The sequence below is a fragment of the Lysobacter concretionis Ko07 = DSM 16239 genome (assembly GCF_000768345.1).
Taxonomy (GTDB): domain Bacteria; phylum Pseudomonadota; class Gammaproteobacteria; order Xanthomonadales; family Xanthomonadaceae; genus Novilysobacter; species Novilysobacter concretionis.
In genome coordinates this window covers 329,616-346,391 of record NZ_AVPS01000005.1, presented here as the reverse complement: position 1 = coordinate 346,391, position 16,776 = coordinate 329,616, and the positions used below count along the sequence as shown (strand labels likewise).

Sequence of the window (16,776 nt, the reverse complement as noted above, 5' to 3'; positions counted from 1 at the left end):
GCCGATTCGACCGGTACCTGAGGGTTCGTGGTGCACCGGAAACAGAAAAGACGAAGCCCGCATTGCGCGGGCCTCGTCGGACATCACTTGTCACTTGTGGCGGGGAAGATCAATTACCCTCTTCCGCCCGTTTTGCCGCCGCCGCCGCTTCAGCTTCGGCCTTTTCCTGCTTCATCTTCTCGGCGAGCTTGTCGGCTGTGTTGCCGATCTTGTCGGCCGCGCTGGCTTTGCCTTCCTCGTACGCCTGCCTCACCGAATCGGTGGATTCGTCGACGGCAGCGGCCGTGGAAGAGGCGGCATCCCGGGTTGCATCCGCCGCGTTCTGGCTGGCCTCGGTCGCCGCGTTGGCAGCTTCGTTCGCAGCATCGGCAACGTCCTGGGCTGCGGAGTCGACGCTCGCGGCAGCGGCATCGGCGGCCGAGCTCGCGGCGGCGGCTGCTTCGTCACCGGCCGCGCGGGCCTGCTCGGCAGCTTGCTCGGCCTTCTGGTCCGCCGTAGGCGAGTTGCAGGCGGCGAGGGCGAAAACGCTGGCAGCAAGCACAAGGGTGATTTTGTGGTTCATGGTTGAGGCTCCTGGAAGTCGGCAGTGGAACTGCGTTGAGGCGCCGGTTCTGCCGGCGGCCGAACTATCGACGCCGCCCCCGTAAAGCAATGTGAAGAAAGCACGTGAACCGCATGAAAGATGCGCATGAAAAAAGCCGCCGGGGAAACCCCGGCGGCCTTCATGAAGCGTGTAGCTGAAAAGCCGTATTACTGGCCGTCGACCACGTCTTCTGCAGCGTCCTTCGCCTCGGTTGCGGCGTCGGCTGCATTCTCGGCAGCGTCAGCAGCGGCATCGGCGCTGGAGGTGTCGGTGGCGGCAGCAGCGGCGTCGGCCGAAGTGGCGGCAGCGTCGGCAGCCGCAGCAGCGGTGTCGGCAGCAGCCTGGGCGGCGTCAGCAGCCATCTCGTCGCCAGTGGCGGCGGCGGTGGCAGCAGCGTCGGACGCTTCGGTAGCAGCGGTCGAGGCGGCGGCAGCAGCGTCGTCAGCCTGCTGGGTGTTGGAGCAGGCAGCCAGGGCAAAGCCCATAGCCAGGGCAAGCAGCGCCTTGTTGAAAGTCATGGTGTATCCCTCGTCGTTTGAAATATCGGCAACGCGCAATTGCGCGCCGGTAACATGATGACAAGCCGTTTGCGCGTGTCAAGCGGCTGGCCTTCCTTTTTTTATCGATATGGCGTTAGCTGTTTGGCTGCCGTTGGGAATTGATGTGGCAAGCGTTCATTCCAGTGGCCGGTGTCAGGGCAGTTCGATGGCAATGGCCGTCGCCTCGCCACCGCCGATGCACAGCGAAGCGACACCGCGCTTGCCGCCCCGCGCACGCAGCGCGTTGATCAATGTCACCACCAGACGCGCGCCGCTGGCACCGATCGGATGGCCCAGGGCGACAGCGCCGCCGTGCACGTTGACCTTGTCATGCGCAATGCCGAGATCCTTCATCGGCGCCATCGCCACGCAGGAAAACGCTTCGTTGATCTCGAACAGGTCGACATCCGCGACTTTCCAGCCGGCCTTGGCCAGCACGTTGGAAATCGCGGTGACCGGCGCGGTGGTGAACCATTCCGGTGCCTGCGAATGGGTGGCGTGGGCAACGATACGCGCCAGCGGCGTGAGACCGCGTACGGCGGCGTCCTCGGCGGACATCAGCACGGTCGCGGCGGCACCGTCGGAGATCTTCGACGACGACGCAGCAGTCAGTACGCCTTCCTTGCCGAACGCAGCGCGCAGGCCCGGGATCTTCGCGGTGTCGATCTTGCCGGGCTCCTCGTCGCTGTCGACGACGACCTCGCCCTTGCGGGTCTTGACGGTGACCGGGACGATCTCGTCCTTGAAGCTGCCGTCGGCCTGGGCGGCCTTCGCGCGGTTGACGCTTTCGGTGGAGAACGCATCCAGCGCGGCGCGATCGAAGCCGTACTCGTTGCAGGCCATGTCGCCGAACACGCCCATCGCCTTGCCGTCGTACGGGTTGGTCAGGCCGTCGTAGGCCATGTGGTCGATGAGCTCGGCGCTGCCGTAGCGTATGCCGGTGCGCGAACCGTTGAGCAGATGCGGGGCGTTGGTCATCGACTCCATGCCGCCGGCGACGACGACCTTCGCCGAGCCGGCCTTGATCAGGTCGTGGCCGAACATGATCGCCTTCATGCCCGAGCCGCAGACCTTGTTGATGGTGGTGCAGCCGGCCGAGGCGGGCAGTCCCGCGCCCAGCGCGGCCTGGCGGGCCGGAGCCTGGCCGAGACCGGCCGGGAGCACGCAGCCCATGATGACTTCGTCGACCTGGTCGACAGGCAGGCCGGCATGCTCCAGCGCACCGCTGATCACGGCCGAGCCGAGGGTCGGCGTCGGCACGCCGGTGAACTGGCCGAGGAAGGAACCGATGGCGGTGCGCTTGGCACCGACGATGACGACGTCGCTCATGGCGGACTCCAGTGACGGGCCGGGACAGGGGGACCCGAATGGGTCGATTATGCGGCCGGATGTTGCGTTGCGACAAACCGAAGCTGGTGGGAGAGTTGCTCCCGTTGCACGACAGCGATCTTGGCTGGCTGATTTTCACTGTCGGCGCCGCTGGCGATTGTGGCGGGCCCGAGGATCGACTAAAACGGTTGCGGGAATGCACTGGCGTGAAGTGCCGGTGCGAGCGCCACTCAGGAATTGCCAAGGGGAACTCGATGAAGTTGCAGGAAAGGATGCAGGCCCGCGCATGGCGGACAGGTCTGGCAGGGGCGGGATTGCTGGCGTTGTCGGCATGCGGGGGCGGTGGGTCGTCGAATGTCCGGGTTGATCCGCCCCCGTCTCCGCCACCGGCGGAAGTTCCCGATCCCGGTCCGCAGCCGGACTTCGATGCCCATCTGGTGCTGACCAACACCAAGGTCGCGCACGCTGCCGGCTTCACCGGCAAGGGCGTCACCATCGGCCTGCTCGACAGCGGTATCCGTCGTGACCATCCGACCTTGGCCGGGCGGGTCAAGCAGAGCTTCATCTATCTGGACCCGAAGAAGAACAACGTGAATGTCGACGACGTGGTCGGTCACGGCACCACGGTCGCGCAGCTGGCGGGCGGTACCGCATTCGGCCAATGGCCCGGTGGCATTGCGCCCGGCGCCAATTTTGTTTCGGCACGCATCATCGGCGACACGCCGCCGAAGGACGACGGTTCGGGCAAGGGCAACGAGGTCACCGACGGCTCGTGGCTGGGCACGATCCACGCCGACCTGATCAGTGCCGGCGCGAGGATCTCCAACAACTCCTGGGGCGGCCTGTACTGGAATGGCGACAACGTCACCAGGACCTTCATCAATGCGATGAAGCCGTTCGTGGTGGATTGGGGCGGGCTGGTGGTGTTCGCGACCGGCAACGAGTCGTTTGATGATCCGAGCGATACCGCATCGCTGCCCAGCCAGGGTGCCGGCGCGGACATCCTCGAGCGCGGCTGGCTCGCCGTCGCGGCACTGGACACGTTGCAGCCGACCAAGCTGGCCGACTATTCGAACGCCTGCGGCCTGGCGATGAACTACTGCCTGGTGGCACCGGGCTACGTGGTGTTCACCGACGTCAACGACCCGCCGGACAAGCCCAGCTACTGGGTGGGCAAGGGCACCTCGTTCGCGGCCCCGCAGGTCGCCGGCGCGGCGGCGCTGGTGTGGGAGGCGTTTCCATATTTCAACAACGACCTGGTCCGGCAGACCCTGCTGGGCACGGCGGTGGATCTCGGCGCGCCCGGCGTGGATGCGGTCTTCGGCCACGGCCTGCTGGACGTGGGCAAGGCCGTGCAGGGGCCGGGGCGGCTCGACTGGGGCCAGGTCACCGCGGCCTTCAACGGCGGACTGTCGACCTGGTCCAACCCGATCAGCGGAGCGGGCGGCATCACCAAGGCCGGCGATGGCCATCTCGACCTGACCGGCGACAACACCTACCGGGGCAAGACCGTGGTCCAGGCAGGCACCTTGTCATCGCTGCACGACTTGCCGGGTGCGGTGGAGGTGAGGGCGAGCGGGCTGCTGTTGCTGGACGACATTTCGGTGCGTGGCTCGCTGCGCAACGAAGGCATCAGCATGTTCTATGGCGGCGGCTCGGACGGTGCCGTGCATGCCATCGACGGCGCTTTCAGCCAGACCGCGACCGGCGTGCTGGCGTTCGACATCGGTTCGCGGCTGCAGGTGGCAGGGCGCGCCGATATCGCGGGCACAGTGAAGGTGACCGGTATCACCGACGGCTACATCCGCTCGGCCCGTGAAACGTTCCTGACCGCGGACGCTGGCGTGTTCGGCACGTTTTCCGGGTGGTCGACGGCCAGTGGCGTGTTTCTCGATGCCAACCTCGGTTACGACGCCAACAACGTCTGGTTCGACATCGCCCGGCTGGACGTCAGCGCCACGGCGCAGTCGCTCGGTCTGACCGCTGCGGCGGTGGGCAGTGCGGTGCGGGTCGAGAACGCATTCCAGATCATCGATGGCGGCCAGACCGGAACGATCGGTTCGGCCGGTCCCGGCGGTCTGGGGGGCTTCATCGGCGGTGCTGCGGCGATCCAGTCCACCTCGACAGCGGCCGCGGCCGAGCGTTCGCTGGCCAGCCTGTCCGGCGAGTCGCACGCTGCCGATACCTCGTTCGCGATGATGGCGATGGAGGACAGCCGCCATGCGCTGGAGTCACGACTGGACGCGCTGGGCTCGTCCGGCAACGGCATCCGCGCGGGCGCGTGGGCCAACCGCCTGGGTGGCGAACGCTCGATGTGGTCACACACCCGGCTGGATGCCAATGGATGGATGCTCGGCCACGACCGGAAGCTGGGTGAGCACCTGATGGTGGGCGGCGCGTTCGGCCAGACCGATGGCTACGCCCACAGCGATCTGCGTCGTGACCGGGAGCACAACCGCCAGTACGAAGGCCAGCTCTACGCGGCCTGGAATGCGGACGGCAACTACCTGCTCGGCCGCCTCGCGGCCGGCCGGATGGACCGCCAGATGCAGCGCGAGATCCTGCTTGGCGCGGACCGTTACGGCGTCGGGGCGGATTACGCCAACCGCTACACCAGCCTCGGCGTGCAGGCCGGCCATCGTTTCGCCGTTGCCGGCGGCACGCTGACACCGTATCTCGGCACGGAAACGCTGCAATTGGATCGCGGTGCTTTTGCCGAACAGGGTGCAGTCGGCTTCGGCCTCCGCACCGACGGCTCCCGCCTGCAGGCCACCCGTGCCCTGGTGGGAACCCGGATCGAGCAGCAGTGGCGCTTCGGCAAGTCGCTGGTGAGCGTGCAGGGACGGCTGGAGTGGCAGCGTCTGTTGTCGCAGTCCGGCAGCGCGATCGACGCCCGCTTCACCGGCGTGGAAGCGTGGTCGCCGATCAGCGGCGCGGGCCTGGGCGAGGAAGCGACCGTGTTCGGCGTCGGCCTGCGTACCCGCTTGCCGGTCGGACAGCTCGGCTTCGACCTCGACGCCCGCCGTGAGCTTGGCCAGACCTGGACCGGCGCGTCCGCGAACTGGTCGGTCGGGTTCTGAGTGGCATTCCGCGTCGCGCAGGGGCGGGGTGCCTCTGCGCGACGCGGAGAGGTGGCCGGAAAAGTGGACGGCCCGATGTCTCCGCGTTCGCGACTTACGTCGCTCCTACAAAAAGCGCACGCCATTCACGCACCGGGATGAAACCGGTCGCGGCTGAAGTGGCCCCTGCGGCCAGCCGCTCACAGCGACCAGGTTCTGTAGGAGCGACGTGAATCGCGAACGCACTGACACCCGGTGTCGCATGCTGTCGCGACTCACCGACGGAGCATTCGCGACTTACGTCGCTCCTACAAAAAGCGCACGCCATTCACGCACGGGGATGAAACCGGTCGCGGCTGAAGTTGCCCCTGCGGCCAGCCGGTCACAGCGTCCGGGTTCTGTAGGAGCGACGTAAGTCGCGAACGCACTGACACCCGGTTTCGCCGTGCTGTCGCGACTCACCGACGGAGCATTCGCGACTCACGTCGCTCCTACAAAAAGCGCATGCCATTCACGCACGGGGATGAAACCGGTCGCGGCTGAAGTGGCCCCTGCGGCCAGCCGGTCACAGCGACCAGGTTCTGTAGGAGCGACGTAAGTCGCGAACGCACTGACACCCGGTGTCGCCGTGCCATAGCAATTTACCGACGCAGGCATGCCTCCGTCACTCCTGCAAAACGAAGGTCAGTTGGTCGCGATCAGCAATGCGCGGGTGGCGTTGCACTCTGCCGACGTGGTTGAAGCCGCCATCCGTGGCCGTGGGAGGTCGCAGAAGACAAGAAACTTCCGCAGCGACTTTGCTCAGCTGCGCCCGTCGAACAGCTCCCGCCCGATCAGCATCCTTCTGATCTCGTTGGTGCCGGCGCCGATCGCGTACAACTTCGCGTCGCGCAGGATGCGGCCGGCCGGGTATTCGTTGATGTAGCCGTTGCCGCCGAGGGTCTGGATGACTTCCAGTCCGACCTGCACCGCCGCCTCGCTGGCGTGCAGCAGGCAGGAGGCGGCGTCGACGCGGCTGCGGTGGCCGGCGTCGTAGTCGCGTGCGACCTGGTAGGCGAACGCGCGGCTGGACTGCAGCGCGGTGTACATGTCGGCGATCTTCGCCTGCATGATCCCGAACGTGCCGATCGCGACGTCGAACTGCCTGCGCTCGCGCACGTAGGGCAGGGCGATGTCGAGTGCGCATTGCATCAGGCCCAGCGGGCCGCCGGTAAGCACCAGACGTTCGGTGTTGAGCCCGCTCATCAGTACCTTGACGCCCTGGTTGACCTCGCCCAGCACGTTTTCGGCCGGGATCTCGCAGTCGCGGAACACCAGCTCGCAGGTGTTGGAGCCGCGCATGCCGAGCTTGTCGAGCTTCTGCGCGGTGCTGAAACCCGGCATGCCCTTCTCCACGATGAAGGCGGTCATGGACTTGCTGCCGGCCTCCTTGCCCGCGGTGCGCATGTAGACCACCAGCACGTCGGCCTCGGGGCCGTTGGTGATCCACATCTTGTTGCCGTTGGCGACCCAGACGTCGCCCTTCAACTCCGCACGGCAGCTCATCGAGCCGACCACGTCCGAGCCCGCGCCGGGCTCGCTCATCGCCAGCGCACCCTTCCACTCGCCGCTGCACAGCTTCGGCAGGTACTTCGTGCGCTGGGCTTCGTTGCCGTTGGCGTAGAGGTTGTTGACGCACAGGTTGGAGTGCGCGCCGTAGCTCAGTCCGACCGAGCCGGACGCGCGCGAGATCTCCTCCATCGCGACCAGGTGGGCGAGGTAGCCCATCCCGCTGCCGCCGTATTCGGGGTCGACCGTCAGTCCTAACAGCCCCATTTCGCCGAGTTTCGGCCACAGGTCCTGTGGAAAGACGTTGTCCTCGTCGATCTTCGCCGCACGCGGCGCGATCTCGGCGTCGGCAAAACGGCGCACGGCGTCGCGCAGCGCATCGATCTCGTCACCCAGCGGAAAAGGTCGCATTGGAGCTCCATGTGTTGTCTTGCATGGTGTTGTCTTGAAAGCACAACGGGGCACTCGGCCCCGTCGTGTGTTGCAGCTACATCAACGCTCAGTTGCCGCGGATGCGGCCCTTGAAGCGCGGGGTGCCCCGGCCCAGTGGCAGCTTCAGCTTGCCGATCGCCGCGATGCGCTCCTCGCCCAGACGGTCGGCCGCCTTGTAGGTCGGGATGCCGTCGCGCTCGGAGATCTCGAAGATCCGCGCGAGGTTGTGGTAGATGGTCCGCATCATGCGCATCGCGCGCTCGCGGTTGTAGCCGTCGATTTCCAGCGACACGTTCATCACGCCGCCGGCATTCACCGCGTAATCCGGCGCATACAGGATGCCGCGCTTCTGGACTTCGTCGCCGATGGCGTCGTTGGCCAGCTGGTTGTTGGCCGAACCACAGATGATCTTGGCCTTGAGCCGCGGCAGGGTTTCCTCGTTCAACGTGCCGCCCAGTGCGCACGGCGCGTACACGTCGGCCGCGACGTCGTAGATCTCGTCCAGGCCCACGGCTTCGGCGCCGTACTCGGACACGGCCTTGTCAACCAGACCCTGGTTGATGTCGGTCACGAAGATCTTCGCGCCACGCTCCTTGAGCAGCTTCACGTATTCCATGCCGACGTGGCCCAGGCCCTGTACGGCGTAGCTGTATTTGCCGACTTCCTCGTCGCCGAAGCGCTTGTTCAGCGACGCCAGCAGGCCCTGCAGGGTGCCGTAGGCGGTGAACGGCGACGGATCGCCCGAGCCGCCGTGGACCTGGTGCACGCCGGTGACGTACTCGGTCTCGCGGAACACGAACTCCATGTCGTTGACGTCGATGCCGACATCCTCGGCGGTGATGTAGCGGCCGCCCAGCGACTCGACGAACTGGCCGAACGCGCGGAACAGCACTTCCGACTTGTCGGTGGCCGGGTTGCCGATGATCACGGCCTTGCCGCCGCCCAGGTTGAGGCCGGCGACTGCGTTTTTGTACGTCATGCCGCGCGACAGGCGCAGCACGTCGTTGAGCGCTTCCTGCTCGGACTTGTACGGCCACATCCGGGTACCGCCCAGCGCGGGGCCGAGGGTGGTGTTGTGGATCGCGATGATGGCCTTCAGGCCCGCGTCCTTGTTGTGGCAGTACACGATCTGCTCGTGGCCGAAGGTGTCGAGTGTTTCAAAAATCATCGGGGGCTCCGCGTCGGCATCGAATGCGCGTATGCGCAAGCGCCGACATTCTGGTAAGTCGTTGAATCCGTTTGGATTCGCCGTTGCAGGCAAGGCATGCCAGGCCGCAGGGGCGCTAGTCTAATCCAATAGCGCGACCCCCGTCCCACAACGCGGCGGCACTGGCCGGGAGGCTCGGCGGTAGGGTAAACGCGGCTGCGCAAGGTGACCGAAGGCCCGCGCAGGGCGTCCGGACCCCCGCGGTACAATCGGCGTATCCCCGAATCGTCATTGGATCGAGCGCGTCATGAGCACCCCCGCCAGCCAGCTTCCCCAGACCGAAACCGCCAACCGCACGCCGTTGCGTTTCGTCACCGCCGCCAGCCTGTTCGACGGCCACGATGCGGCGATCAACATCATGCGGCGGCTGATCCAGGCGCAGGGCGCGGAGGTCATCCACCTGGGCCACAACCGTTCGGTGGAGGACGTGGTCCGCGCCGCGCTGCAGGAAGACGCTGACGCCATCGCGCTGTCGTCCTACCAGGGCGGCCACGTGGAATACCTCAAATACATGGTCGACATGCTCAAGGAGCGTGGCGCCGCGCACATCAAGATCTTCGCCGGCGGCGGCGGCACCATCACGCCCGAGGAGATCCGCGAGCTGCAGGCCTACGGCGTGGAGCGCATCTACCACCCCAACGACGGCATGAAGATGGGGCTGGTGGAGATGATCGAGGACGTGGTCAAGCGTGCCGAGGACGGCCGCGTCGGCCCCGAGGCACCGCAAGCGGCGCCCGCGATCACCGACGAGATCGCGATCGGCAAGATGCTCACTGCAATCGAGGAAGACCAGTTCGACGACCACGCGCTCGCCTCGCTGCGCAAGCAGTGGCAGCTGGCCGGCAGCAAGACCCCGGTCATCGGCATCACCGGCACCGGTGGCGCGGGCAAGTCCTCGGTCACCGACGAACTGCTGAACCGCTTCCTCGCCCACTTCCCGGACATGCGCCTGGCGGTGATCTCGGTCGACCCGACCCGCCGCCGTACCGGTGGCGCGCTGCTCGGCGACCGCATCCGCATGAACTCGCTGCGCTCCAAGCGCGTGTACATGCGCTCGATGGCGACCCGCCGCCAGCACGCGGCGACCAACATCGTGCTCAAGGACAGCATCGGCTTCCTGAAAGGCCTGGGTTACGACCTGGTGATCGTGGAGACCGCCGGCATCGGCCAGAGCGACTCGGAGATCGTCGACCTGGTCGACTTCCCGATGTACGTGATGACCAGCGACTTCGGCGCGCCCAGCCAGCTGGAGAAGATCGACATGATCGACTTCGCCGAGCTCATCGTGCTCAACAAGTACGACAAGCGCGGCGCGGAAGATGCGTTGCGCGACATCCGCAAGCAGTGGAAGCGCAACCGCGTCGCCTTCCAGACCAGGGACGAGGACGTCCCCGTCTACCCGACCATCGCCAGCCAGTTCAACGACCCCGGTATCAGCTGGATGTTCGCCAACCTGTGCCGCCTGATGCGCGAGAAGCTGGGCATGGATCGCGGCGATGATGCCGGTGCCGCGGGCGGCTCTGGCGCCGCCGGTTCGGGCTCCGATGTAGGAGCGACGTCGGTCGCGAACGCGCAGAACCCGGGGAGCGATGCACAGGTCGCGACTCACGTCGCTCCTACGACCGACGGAAGTCCCCGTGGGACGACGACGGGGAAGTCCGCGTCGAAGGGGAATGCCCCGCACGCCGCGCCCGCCCATTGCGACTTCCGCCCCGAGCTCGACACCACCGTCAAGGAACCGCGCGCCACCGTGCTGATCCCCGGCGCCCGGGTGCGCTACCTGGCCGAGATCGCCGAACAGGGCAGGGCGATCAACGCACAGATCGACACCCAGTCCGAGATCGCCGACCGCGCGCAGAGCTATTGGCAGTCGCTGCATGATCTGGGCGACACGAAGCTGCCGAAGCAGCTGGATCTTTACCAGGCCGAAGACCTCGTAGGGCGGGTTTCAACCCGCCACGACGAACCCTCCCACCCGTCCACCGTCGATCACGCCTCCACCGTCGTTCCCGCGAAGGCGGGAACCCATGGACGTTCGGCCGATGAGGATCCAACGTCCATGGATCCCCGCCTTCGCGGGGATGACGAGATGGGCGCACGTGACGAGATGGGCGCACGTGACGAGATGGGCGCGCGCGACGAGGTGGGCGCGCGTGACGAGTCGGGCGCGCGTGACGGATCGGGCGCACGTGACGCAACGGTCGACCGCACCCTGCTCACCCTGCGCCAGCGCTACAACGACGCGATCCATTCGCTGTCGGCCGACTCGCGCAAGCTGCTGCGCCACTGGCCCGAGCGGCTGAAGTCGATCACCGACGAGATCACCGAGTACGAAGTCCGCGGCAAGAAGATCCGGGTCGAGAACTACCGCGAGTCGCTCAGCCACCAGCTGGTGCCCAAGATCGCGGCGCCGACCTACAGGTCCTGGGGCGAGCTGCTGACCTTCCTGCAGAAGGAAAACCTGCCCGGCCATTACCCCTACACCGGTGGCGTCTACCCGTACCGCCGCACCGGCGAGGACCCGATCCGCATGTTCGCCGGCGAGGGTACGCCGGAGCGCACCAACCGCCGCTTCCATTACCTGTCGGTCGGCCAGCCCGCCGCGCGCCTGTCGACCGCGTTCGACTCGGTCACCCTGTACGGCGAGGATCCCGCGCCGCGCCCGGACATCTTCGGCAAGATCGGCAACTCCGGTGTCAACATCGCCTCGCTGGACGACATGAAGAAGCTGTACTCCGGCTTCGACCTGTGCGCGCCGACCACCAGCGTGTCGATGACCATCAACGGCCCCGCGCCGATGATCCTGGCGATGTTCATGAACTGCGCCATCGACCAGCAGATCGAGAAATACCTGCGCGAGGACGACGCGCGCTGGAACGCGGCGAAGGCGAAGATCGACGCCCTGTTCGACGGCAAGCAGCGCCCCGCGTACAGCGGCGAACTGCCGGAAACCAATGACGGCCTCGGCCTCGGCCTGCTCGGCGTCACCGGCGACCAGGTGGTCGATGCGGAGACCTACGCGCGTATCAAGGCCTACACCCTCAAGACCGTGCGCGGCACCGTGCAGGCCGACATCCTCAAGGAGGACCAGGCCCAGAACACCTGCATCTTCAGCACCGAGTTCGCGCTGCGGATGATGGGCGACATCCAGCAGTACTTCGTCGACCACGGCGTGCGCAACTTCTACTCGGTGTCGATCTCCGGCTACCACATCGCCGAGGCCGGGGCGAACCCGATCAGCCAGCTCGCCTTCACCCTGAGCAACGGTTTCACCATCGTCGAGTACTACCTCGCGCGCGGCATGGACATCGACGACTTCGCGCCCAACCTGTCGTTCTTCTTCAGCAACGGCATGGACCCGGAATACACCGTCATCGGCCGCGTCGCCCGCCGCATCTGGGCCCGCGCCATGCGTGAGCGCTACGGCGCGTCCAGCCGCAGCCAGATGATGAAGTACCACATCCAGACCAGCGGCCGCTCCCTGCACGCGCAGGAGATCCAGTTCAACGACATCCGCACCACCCTGCAGGCGGTGTATGCGCTGTTCGACAACTGCAACTCCCTGCACACCAACGCCTACGACGAGGCCATCACCACCCCGACCGAAGAGTCCGTGCGCCGCGCCGTCGCGATCCAGATGATCATCAACAAGGAGCTGGGGCTGAACTTCAACGAGAACCCCTGGCAGGGCAGCTTCATCGTCGACAAGCTCACCGACATCGTCGAGGAAGCCGTCTACAAGGAGTTCGAAGCCATCAGCGAGCGCGGCGGCGTGCTCGGTGCCATGGACACCATGTACCAGCGCGGCAAGATCCAGGAAGAAAGCCTGTACTACGAGCACAAGAAGCACGACGGCAGCCTGCCGCTGGTCGGCGTCAACACCTTCCTGCCAAAGGAACACGCCGGCGAAGTGACCACCGAGATCGAACTGATCCGCTCGACCCCGGAAGAAAAGGGGCAGCAGATCGAGAACGTCCGCAACTGGCAGGAAAACCGCAACCGGCTGGCGCCGCGCGGCGAAACCTCGCACAGTCACGAAGTGGGGAGCGATGGCTCAGCCGAAGATGCGCATGACGGACACGGACTGGCCTACCTGCAGAAGACCGCGCGGGATCGCCGCAATGTGTTCGAGGCGCTGATTGAGGCGGTGAAGACGCATAGCCTGGGGCAGATCAGTCACGCCCTCTACGACGTCGGCGGTGAGTACCGCCGGAACATGTAAGTCGATGGCGCGGCTGGTCGACCAGATCGAGAAGCAGGGCTCATCACAGAAAACGGCTTCCCGACCAACTGGGCGCAAGCCGGATGCATTGCTCGTGCGCGATGGTGGCCTGCCGTATACGCCGTCCGGTGACGGTGATCCGTTCGAAGCGTGGGCTGAACTGATGGAAGTGGTGGAAGCGCTGAGCCCTCGCTGGCCGGCGCGGCCGCGGTCATCGAATGAAGCCTCGTTCCGGCTGTGATTGGCATGGGCCGGCCGCGTGATCTGGAAGACATTGATAAGCTCCAGCAGATCCGCGATGCCGAGCAGGGTGATAGCAATGACCGCAAATCTTGAGCGAGTACCGAGCTTCTCCTTCGAGGATGCCGAGCGCGCCCAGTTGCTGGCATGGATTAGTTTGAGCGCTGGCGCGAAGATCGACTTCTTCGAGGAGATGGTTGAGCTGGCCTACCAAAGCGGTGCCTTGTCGCCCGAGCGTTTGGCGCTGCGCGATGGCGCGCCCAATACCCCGCCAACGTCCCGATTCAGATGATCATCAACAAGGAGCTGGGGCTGAAATTCAACGAGAACCCCTGGCAGGAGAATGGCTTCGGCGGGGGCGTAGTTATTTTCGAAGAGGAATGTGATTGGGGTGTTGAATTATGAAAGCTAGGAAAATTCACGCGATCGATTTATTTTGTGGCGTTGGAGGGCTTTCCTTCGGGTTGAAGGGCTCAGGCATAGATATTGTCGCCGGCTACGATATTGACAATTCCTGTCGCTCGACCTTTGAGGTAAACATTGGCGCTCCATTTGTCACAGGTGATATTCGAGAGGTCACCGGGGCTGAGCTCTTAAAGCGCTACCCAAAAACCGGGCTGCGCCTTTTAGCTGGGTGCGCTCCCTGCCAGCCGTTTTCACGCCACATGCGTGGTGCTGATACCTCCGCCGATGCTAAGTGGAGCCTTCTTGACGAGTTCTCTCGCTTGGTTACTGAGGTGCGTCCGCACCTCGTGACGATGGAAAACGTTCCGGGATTGAGCCGTACCGGCGTGTTTCGTCGATTTACAAGCACACTTGCAATTCTGGGCTATAGCGTGCGATATAGATCCTGTTACGGCCCGCACTTCGGCCTAGCTCAGCATCGCCGACGCTTAGTGCTAGTCGCCTCTGCGTTGGGTGAATTGGAGCCACTACAAAATCAACAATGGGATCGCTTCCCAACGGTTCGCGACGTCATTGGCAATTTGCCGCCAATCGGTGCGGGACAGCAGTCCCCGACAGATCCGTTGCATAAGGCCAGGATGCTCACCGATATCAACGTTCGACGAATACAGGCGTCAAAACCAGGTGGCACGTGGCACGACTGGCCGGAGGAGCTGCTGGCGGAATGCCACAAACGAGAAACTGGGTCTACGTTTCAGAGCGTTTACGGTCGTATGACATGGGATGAGCCAGCGCCGACTATAACAACACAAGCTTATAACTTTGGGACGGGGCGATTTGGTCATCCGGAACAGGATCGGGCTCTCACGCTCAGGGAGGCTGCATTATTACAGGGTTTCCCGTTAACTTATAAATTTGGCGAGAGCGCCAAGCGGGTCGAGTTTCTTTCCATTGGCAAACACATCGGGAATGCAGTACCGCCACCGCTCGGTTGGGCGGTCGGCGACCACTTCATTAAGCACATATCACAGTAGATCCGGAGAGGTGGCATGGAGGCAGTCAGTGACGAAAATGTTGTCAAGCCAGTAGAGAGTTTTGATGAGCCGTTACGGTTCAAGCTCCATCTCAACGTGCTCCACCATTTGGGAATGAAACTCTATGCATCCGCTCCCTCTGTGCTTACGGAGTTGGTCGCAAATAGCTGGGATGCTGAGTCATCATTGGTTGAGGTCGATATTGATGCGGCAGCGTCAAAACTAACCGTAACCGATGATGGTCACGGAATGGACCGCAACGCTCTTCAAAATAGATTCCTAAGCGTAGGTTACAGTCGACGCGAGTTTACGGGGTCGGCGATGTCCGACAATAATCAACGCCGCGTGATGGGTCGGAAAGGCATCGGCAAGCTGGCGATGTTCTCCATTGCCCAGAAAGTACAAGTGGTCACTCAAGTTGACGGGAAGCCGCCAATCGGGTTTTCGATTGACGTAGCAGAGCTTGAGGAAAAGGCGAGGAATGACGAAGAGTATCTTCCAGCAGTCCTAGCTAGCCCCGTTCCGTTCAAGAATGGTCACGGAACTCGGATCATACTTGAGGAGCTTAATCGCTCTATTGATAAGAGTGGAGCTTACTTGGTTCCAAGATTGGCCCGTCGCTTCGGTATTATTGGTCCCGATCACGGCTTTCAGGTCGTTGTGGATGGCGTCTCGATAACGCGCGCGCACGCCGGTATACATAAAAACCTTCAATTCCTCTGGTATTTTGACGACAAGTCCTTCGAAGATGCTATCAGTTTCAAGAGTCCGCTTGCGATGCCTGAGTCTCTGAACGGGAAGCCTGCGGCAAAAAAAATCAACTCGCTCCTCGAAGTGGATAATGTTGCGCTAAGAGTTCGCGGCTTTATTGGGACTGTTGATGTTCCAAGTAAGCTCGGTGCCGATGGTGAAAGCATCAATCAAATATCTCTTTTTGCCAATGGAAGACTTTGGCAAGAGGATCTTCTTTCAGACATTGGAGATACCCGCTATTTCAATAGCTATATTGTCGGTGAAGTTCACGCTGATTTTTTGGATTCCGACGACGTTGATCGGGCGACTTCCGCCCGGGAGTCTGTAATTCAACATGATCCGTATTACCTTGCAATCCGGGCACATCTCATTACCGTGATGGCGGAAATTCGCGATCAGTGGGATCGTTGGCGATCTGAAGTAGGCGGTGCGCCTGATGGAGCCGGTAGCGATATCATCAACGAATGGATTGAAAGCCTCGAGCGTGAGGCTGACCGAAAGCTTGCTCGCAAACTGATTCGCTCAATCGAGAAGGTTCAATTTTACAACGACGATAGCAGAAACCGACGTGCGCGAGCTATGCTTTACCGAAGCACTATGGTGGCATTCGAAAAATTGCGAGTTAAAAAAGCGCTGGAGTTGCTGGAAGGTGTTGAGGACGTTCTTTCACCGGAATTTCAAGCGATATTCGCCACTTTGGACGCTGTTGAGGAAAGTTATTTTCACGAGATCAGTCACCAGCGGTTGGAAGTAATTCAAGCCTTTGAGTCAAAGATAAATTCCCAGGATCTTGAAAGTGTTGTTCAGAACTATCTTCTTGATCATCTGTGGCTGCTCGATCCCACGTGGGACCGCATTCAAGGGACTCAGCAGAAAGAGGTTCGTCTATCGGAGTACCTGAAGGCATCGTGTCCAGACTCGGAAGACGGGGCAAGGCTCGACATTGCGTATCGCATGCAGTCAGGGCGCCACGTAGTGGTTGAGCTTAAACGGCCAGGGGTTCGCGTTCCATACGCAAAAATTGCCGATCAATGCAATCGCTATCGACGCGCCGTAGCTGAGTATGTAAAGCAGCATGCGGAATGGATGGATGGGGGAGGTGCGCCAGGCGCTATTGCTATCTACTTTGTATGCTCGGACCGGACTCATCTTGACGAGGCTGAGCTCCGGGCACTTGCCTCGCTCGGCGCTAAGATTTTGACGTACGAAACACTGATCCTTAGTGCTCGCGCAGCCTATGAGAGTTATTACCATTCTCGCGATAGTGCAAAGGGTCGGCTGGAAAACTTCCTCCAAAGGATGGAAGAGGAAGAAAAGAAACCAGCTAAGGCACCAGCCTAATAAATGAACTGTCGATAAAAATGGGTCCAGATAATAACGTCAGTCAAGCGTCAGTGCACATCCCCTTGGTTATGTTTCGAGAAG

At 63.1% G+C, this 16,776-nt stretch carries 11 protein-coding genes; 6 read left to right on the top strand and 5 right to left on the bottom strand.

Annotated features, from left to right (window positions below):
- Positions 1–109: 109 nt before the first annotated feature.
- The 3 genes from N792_RS08025 to N792_RS08015 form a co-directional block, all read right to left on the bottom strand.
- Positions 110–562: a hypothetical protein gene (locus N792_RS08025; RefSeq protein WP_052103730.1), complete on the bottom strand. Its 453-nt coding sequence runs from the start codon at positions 560–562 to the stop codon at positions 110–112.
- A 188-nt stretch (positions 563–750) separates the two neighbouring features.
- The gene (locus N792_RS08020; protein ID WP_036193918.1) at positions 751–1,101 is read right to left on the bottom strand and encodes a hypothetical protein; all 351 of its coding nucleotides are present in this window, start codon (positions 1,099–1,101) and stop codon (positions 751–753) included.
- Positions 1,102–1,275: 174 nt separating this feature from the next.
- Positions 1,276–2,451, bottom strand: a complete 1,176-nt coding sequence (locus tag N792_RS08015; RefSeq protein WP_036193917.1) for a thiolase family protein — start codon at positions 2,449–2,451, stop codon at positions 1,276–1,278.
- A gap of 272 nt (positions 2,452–2,723) precedes the next feature.
- On the opposite strand from N792_RS08015, the gene N792_RS08010 reads away from it, so the two are divergent.
- The gene (locus tag N792_RS08010) at positions 2,724–5,531 is read left to right on the top strand and encodes a S8 family serine peptidase (protein ID WP_425478862.1); all 2,808 of its coding nucleotides are present in this window, start codon (positions 2,724–2,726) and stop codon (positions 5,529–5,531) included.
- A 780-nt stretch (positions 5,532–6,311) separates the two neighbouring features.
- Here the strand turns inward: N792_RS08010 and N792_RS08005 are convergent.
- Positions 6,312–7,469 (bottom strand): isovaleryl-CoA dehydrogenase, encoded by a 1,158-nt coding sequence (locus N792_RS08005; RefSeq protein WP_036193916.1) that lies wholly within the window; start codon positions 7,467–7,469, stop codon positions 6,312–6,314.
- An 88-nt stretch (positions 7,470–7,557) separates the two neighbouring features.
- Positions 7,558–8,658 carry a Glu/Leu/Phe/Val dehydrogenase dimerization domain-containing protein gene (locus N792_RS08000; RefSeq protein WP_036194043.1) on the bottom strand — a complete coding sequence of 367 codons (1,101 nt, stop codon included), beginning with the start codon at positions 8,656–8,658 and terminating at the stop codon, positions 7,558–7,560.
- Between the two features lie 286 nt (positions 8,659–8,944).
- Here N792_RS08000 and N792_RS07995 point away from each other — a divergent pair, with 286 nt between their 5' ends.
- The 5 genes from N792_RS07995 (at position 8,945) to N792_RS13800 (ending at position 16,692) form a co-directional block, all read left to right on the top strand.
- Positions 8,945–12,919, top strand: coding sequence for a methylmalonyl-CoA mutase family protein (locus tag N792_RS07995; RefSeq protein WP_036193915.1), 3,975 nt, complete (start codon positions 8,945–8,947; stop codon positions 12,917–12,919).
- Between the two features lie 4 nt (positions 12,920–12,923).
- The gene (locus N792_RS07990) at positions 12,924–13,160 is read left to right on the top strand and encodes a hypothetical protein (RefSeq protein ID WP_036193914.1); all 237 of its coding nucleotides are present in this window, start codon (positions 12,924–12,926) and stop codon (positions 13,158–13,160) included.
- A gap of 78 nt (positions 13,161–13,238) precedes the next feature.
- Complete coding sequence (locus tag N792_RS07985; RefSeq protein ID WP_156969344.1) at positions 13,239–13,451, top strand: hypothetical protein; 213 nt, start codon at positions 13,239–13,241, stop codon at positions 13,449–13,451.
- A 109-nt stretch (positions 13,452–13,560) separates the two neighbouring features.
- Positions 13,561–14,598, top strand: coding sequence for a DNA cytosine methyltransferase (locus N792_RS13805; protein ID WP_036193912.1), 1,038 nt, complete (start codon positions 13,561–13,563; stop codon positions 14,596–14,598).
- 15 nt (positions 14,599–14,613) lie between these two features.
- Positions 14,614–16,692 (top strand): BbrUII/HgiDII family restriction enzyme, encoded by a 2,079-nt coding sequence (locus N792_RS13800; protein WP_084105554.1) that lies wholly within the window; start codon positions 14,614–14,616, stop codon positions 16,690–16,692.
- The last annotated feature ends 84 nt before the right edge of the window (positions 16,693–16,776 follow it).

What these genes read in the sequence shown, in the direction of transcription:
- N792_RS08025 (WP_052103730.1), bottom strand. Translation starts at nt 562, where the DNA reads ATGAACCACAAAATCACCCTTGTGCTTGCTGCCAGCGTTTTCGCCCTC.
- N792_RS08020 (WP_036193918.1), bottom strand. Translation starts at nt 1,101, where the DNA reads ATGACTTTCAACAAGGCGCTGCTTGCCCTGGCTATGGGCTTTGCCCTG.
- N792_RS08015 (WP_036193917.1), bottom strand. Translation starts at nt 2,451, where the DNA reads ATGAGCGACGTCGTCATCGTCGGTGCCAAGCGCACCGCCATCGGTTCC.
- N792_RS08010 (WP_425478862.1), top strand. Translation starts at nt 2,724, where the DNA reads ATGCAGGCCCGCGCATGGCGGACAGGTCTGGCAGGGGCGGGATTGCTG.
- N792_RS08005 (WP_036193916.1), bottom strand. Translation starts at nt 7,469, where the DNA reads ATGCGACCTTTTCCGCTGGGTGACGAGATCGATGCGCTGCGCGACGCC.
- N792_RS08000 (WP_036194043.1), bottom strand. Translation starts at nt 8,658, where the DNA reads ATGATTTTTGAAACACTCGACACCTTCGGCCACGAGCAGATCGTGTAC.
- N792_RS07995 (WP_036193915.1), top strand. Translation starts at nt 8,945, where the DNA reads ATGAGCACCCCCGCCAGCCAGCTTCCCCAGACCGAAACCGCCAACCGC.
- N792_RS07990 (WP_036193914.1), top strand. Translation starts at nt 12,924, where the DNA reads ATGGCGCGGCTGGTCGACCAGATCGAGAAGCAGGGCTCATCACAGAAA.
- N792_RS07985 (WP_156969344.1), top strand. Translation starts at nt 13,239, where the DNA reads ATGACCGCAAATCTTGAGCGAGTACCGAGCTTCTCCTTCGAGGATGCC.
- N792_RS13805 (WP_036193912.1), top strand. Translation starts at nt 13,561, where the DNA reads ATGAAAGCTAGGAAAATTCACGCGATCGATTTATTTTGTGGCGTTGGA.
- N792_RS13800 (WP_084105554.1), top strand. Translation starts at nt 14,614, where the DNA reads ATGGAGGCAGTCAGTGACGAAAATGTTGTCAAGCCAGTAGAGAGTTTT.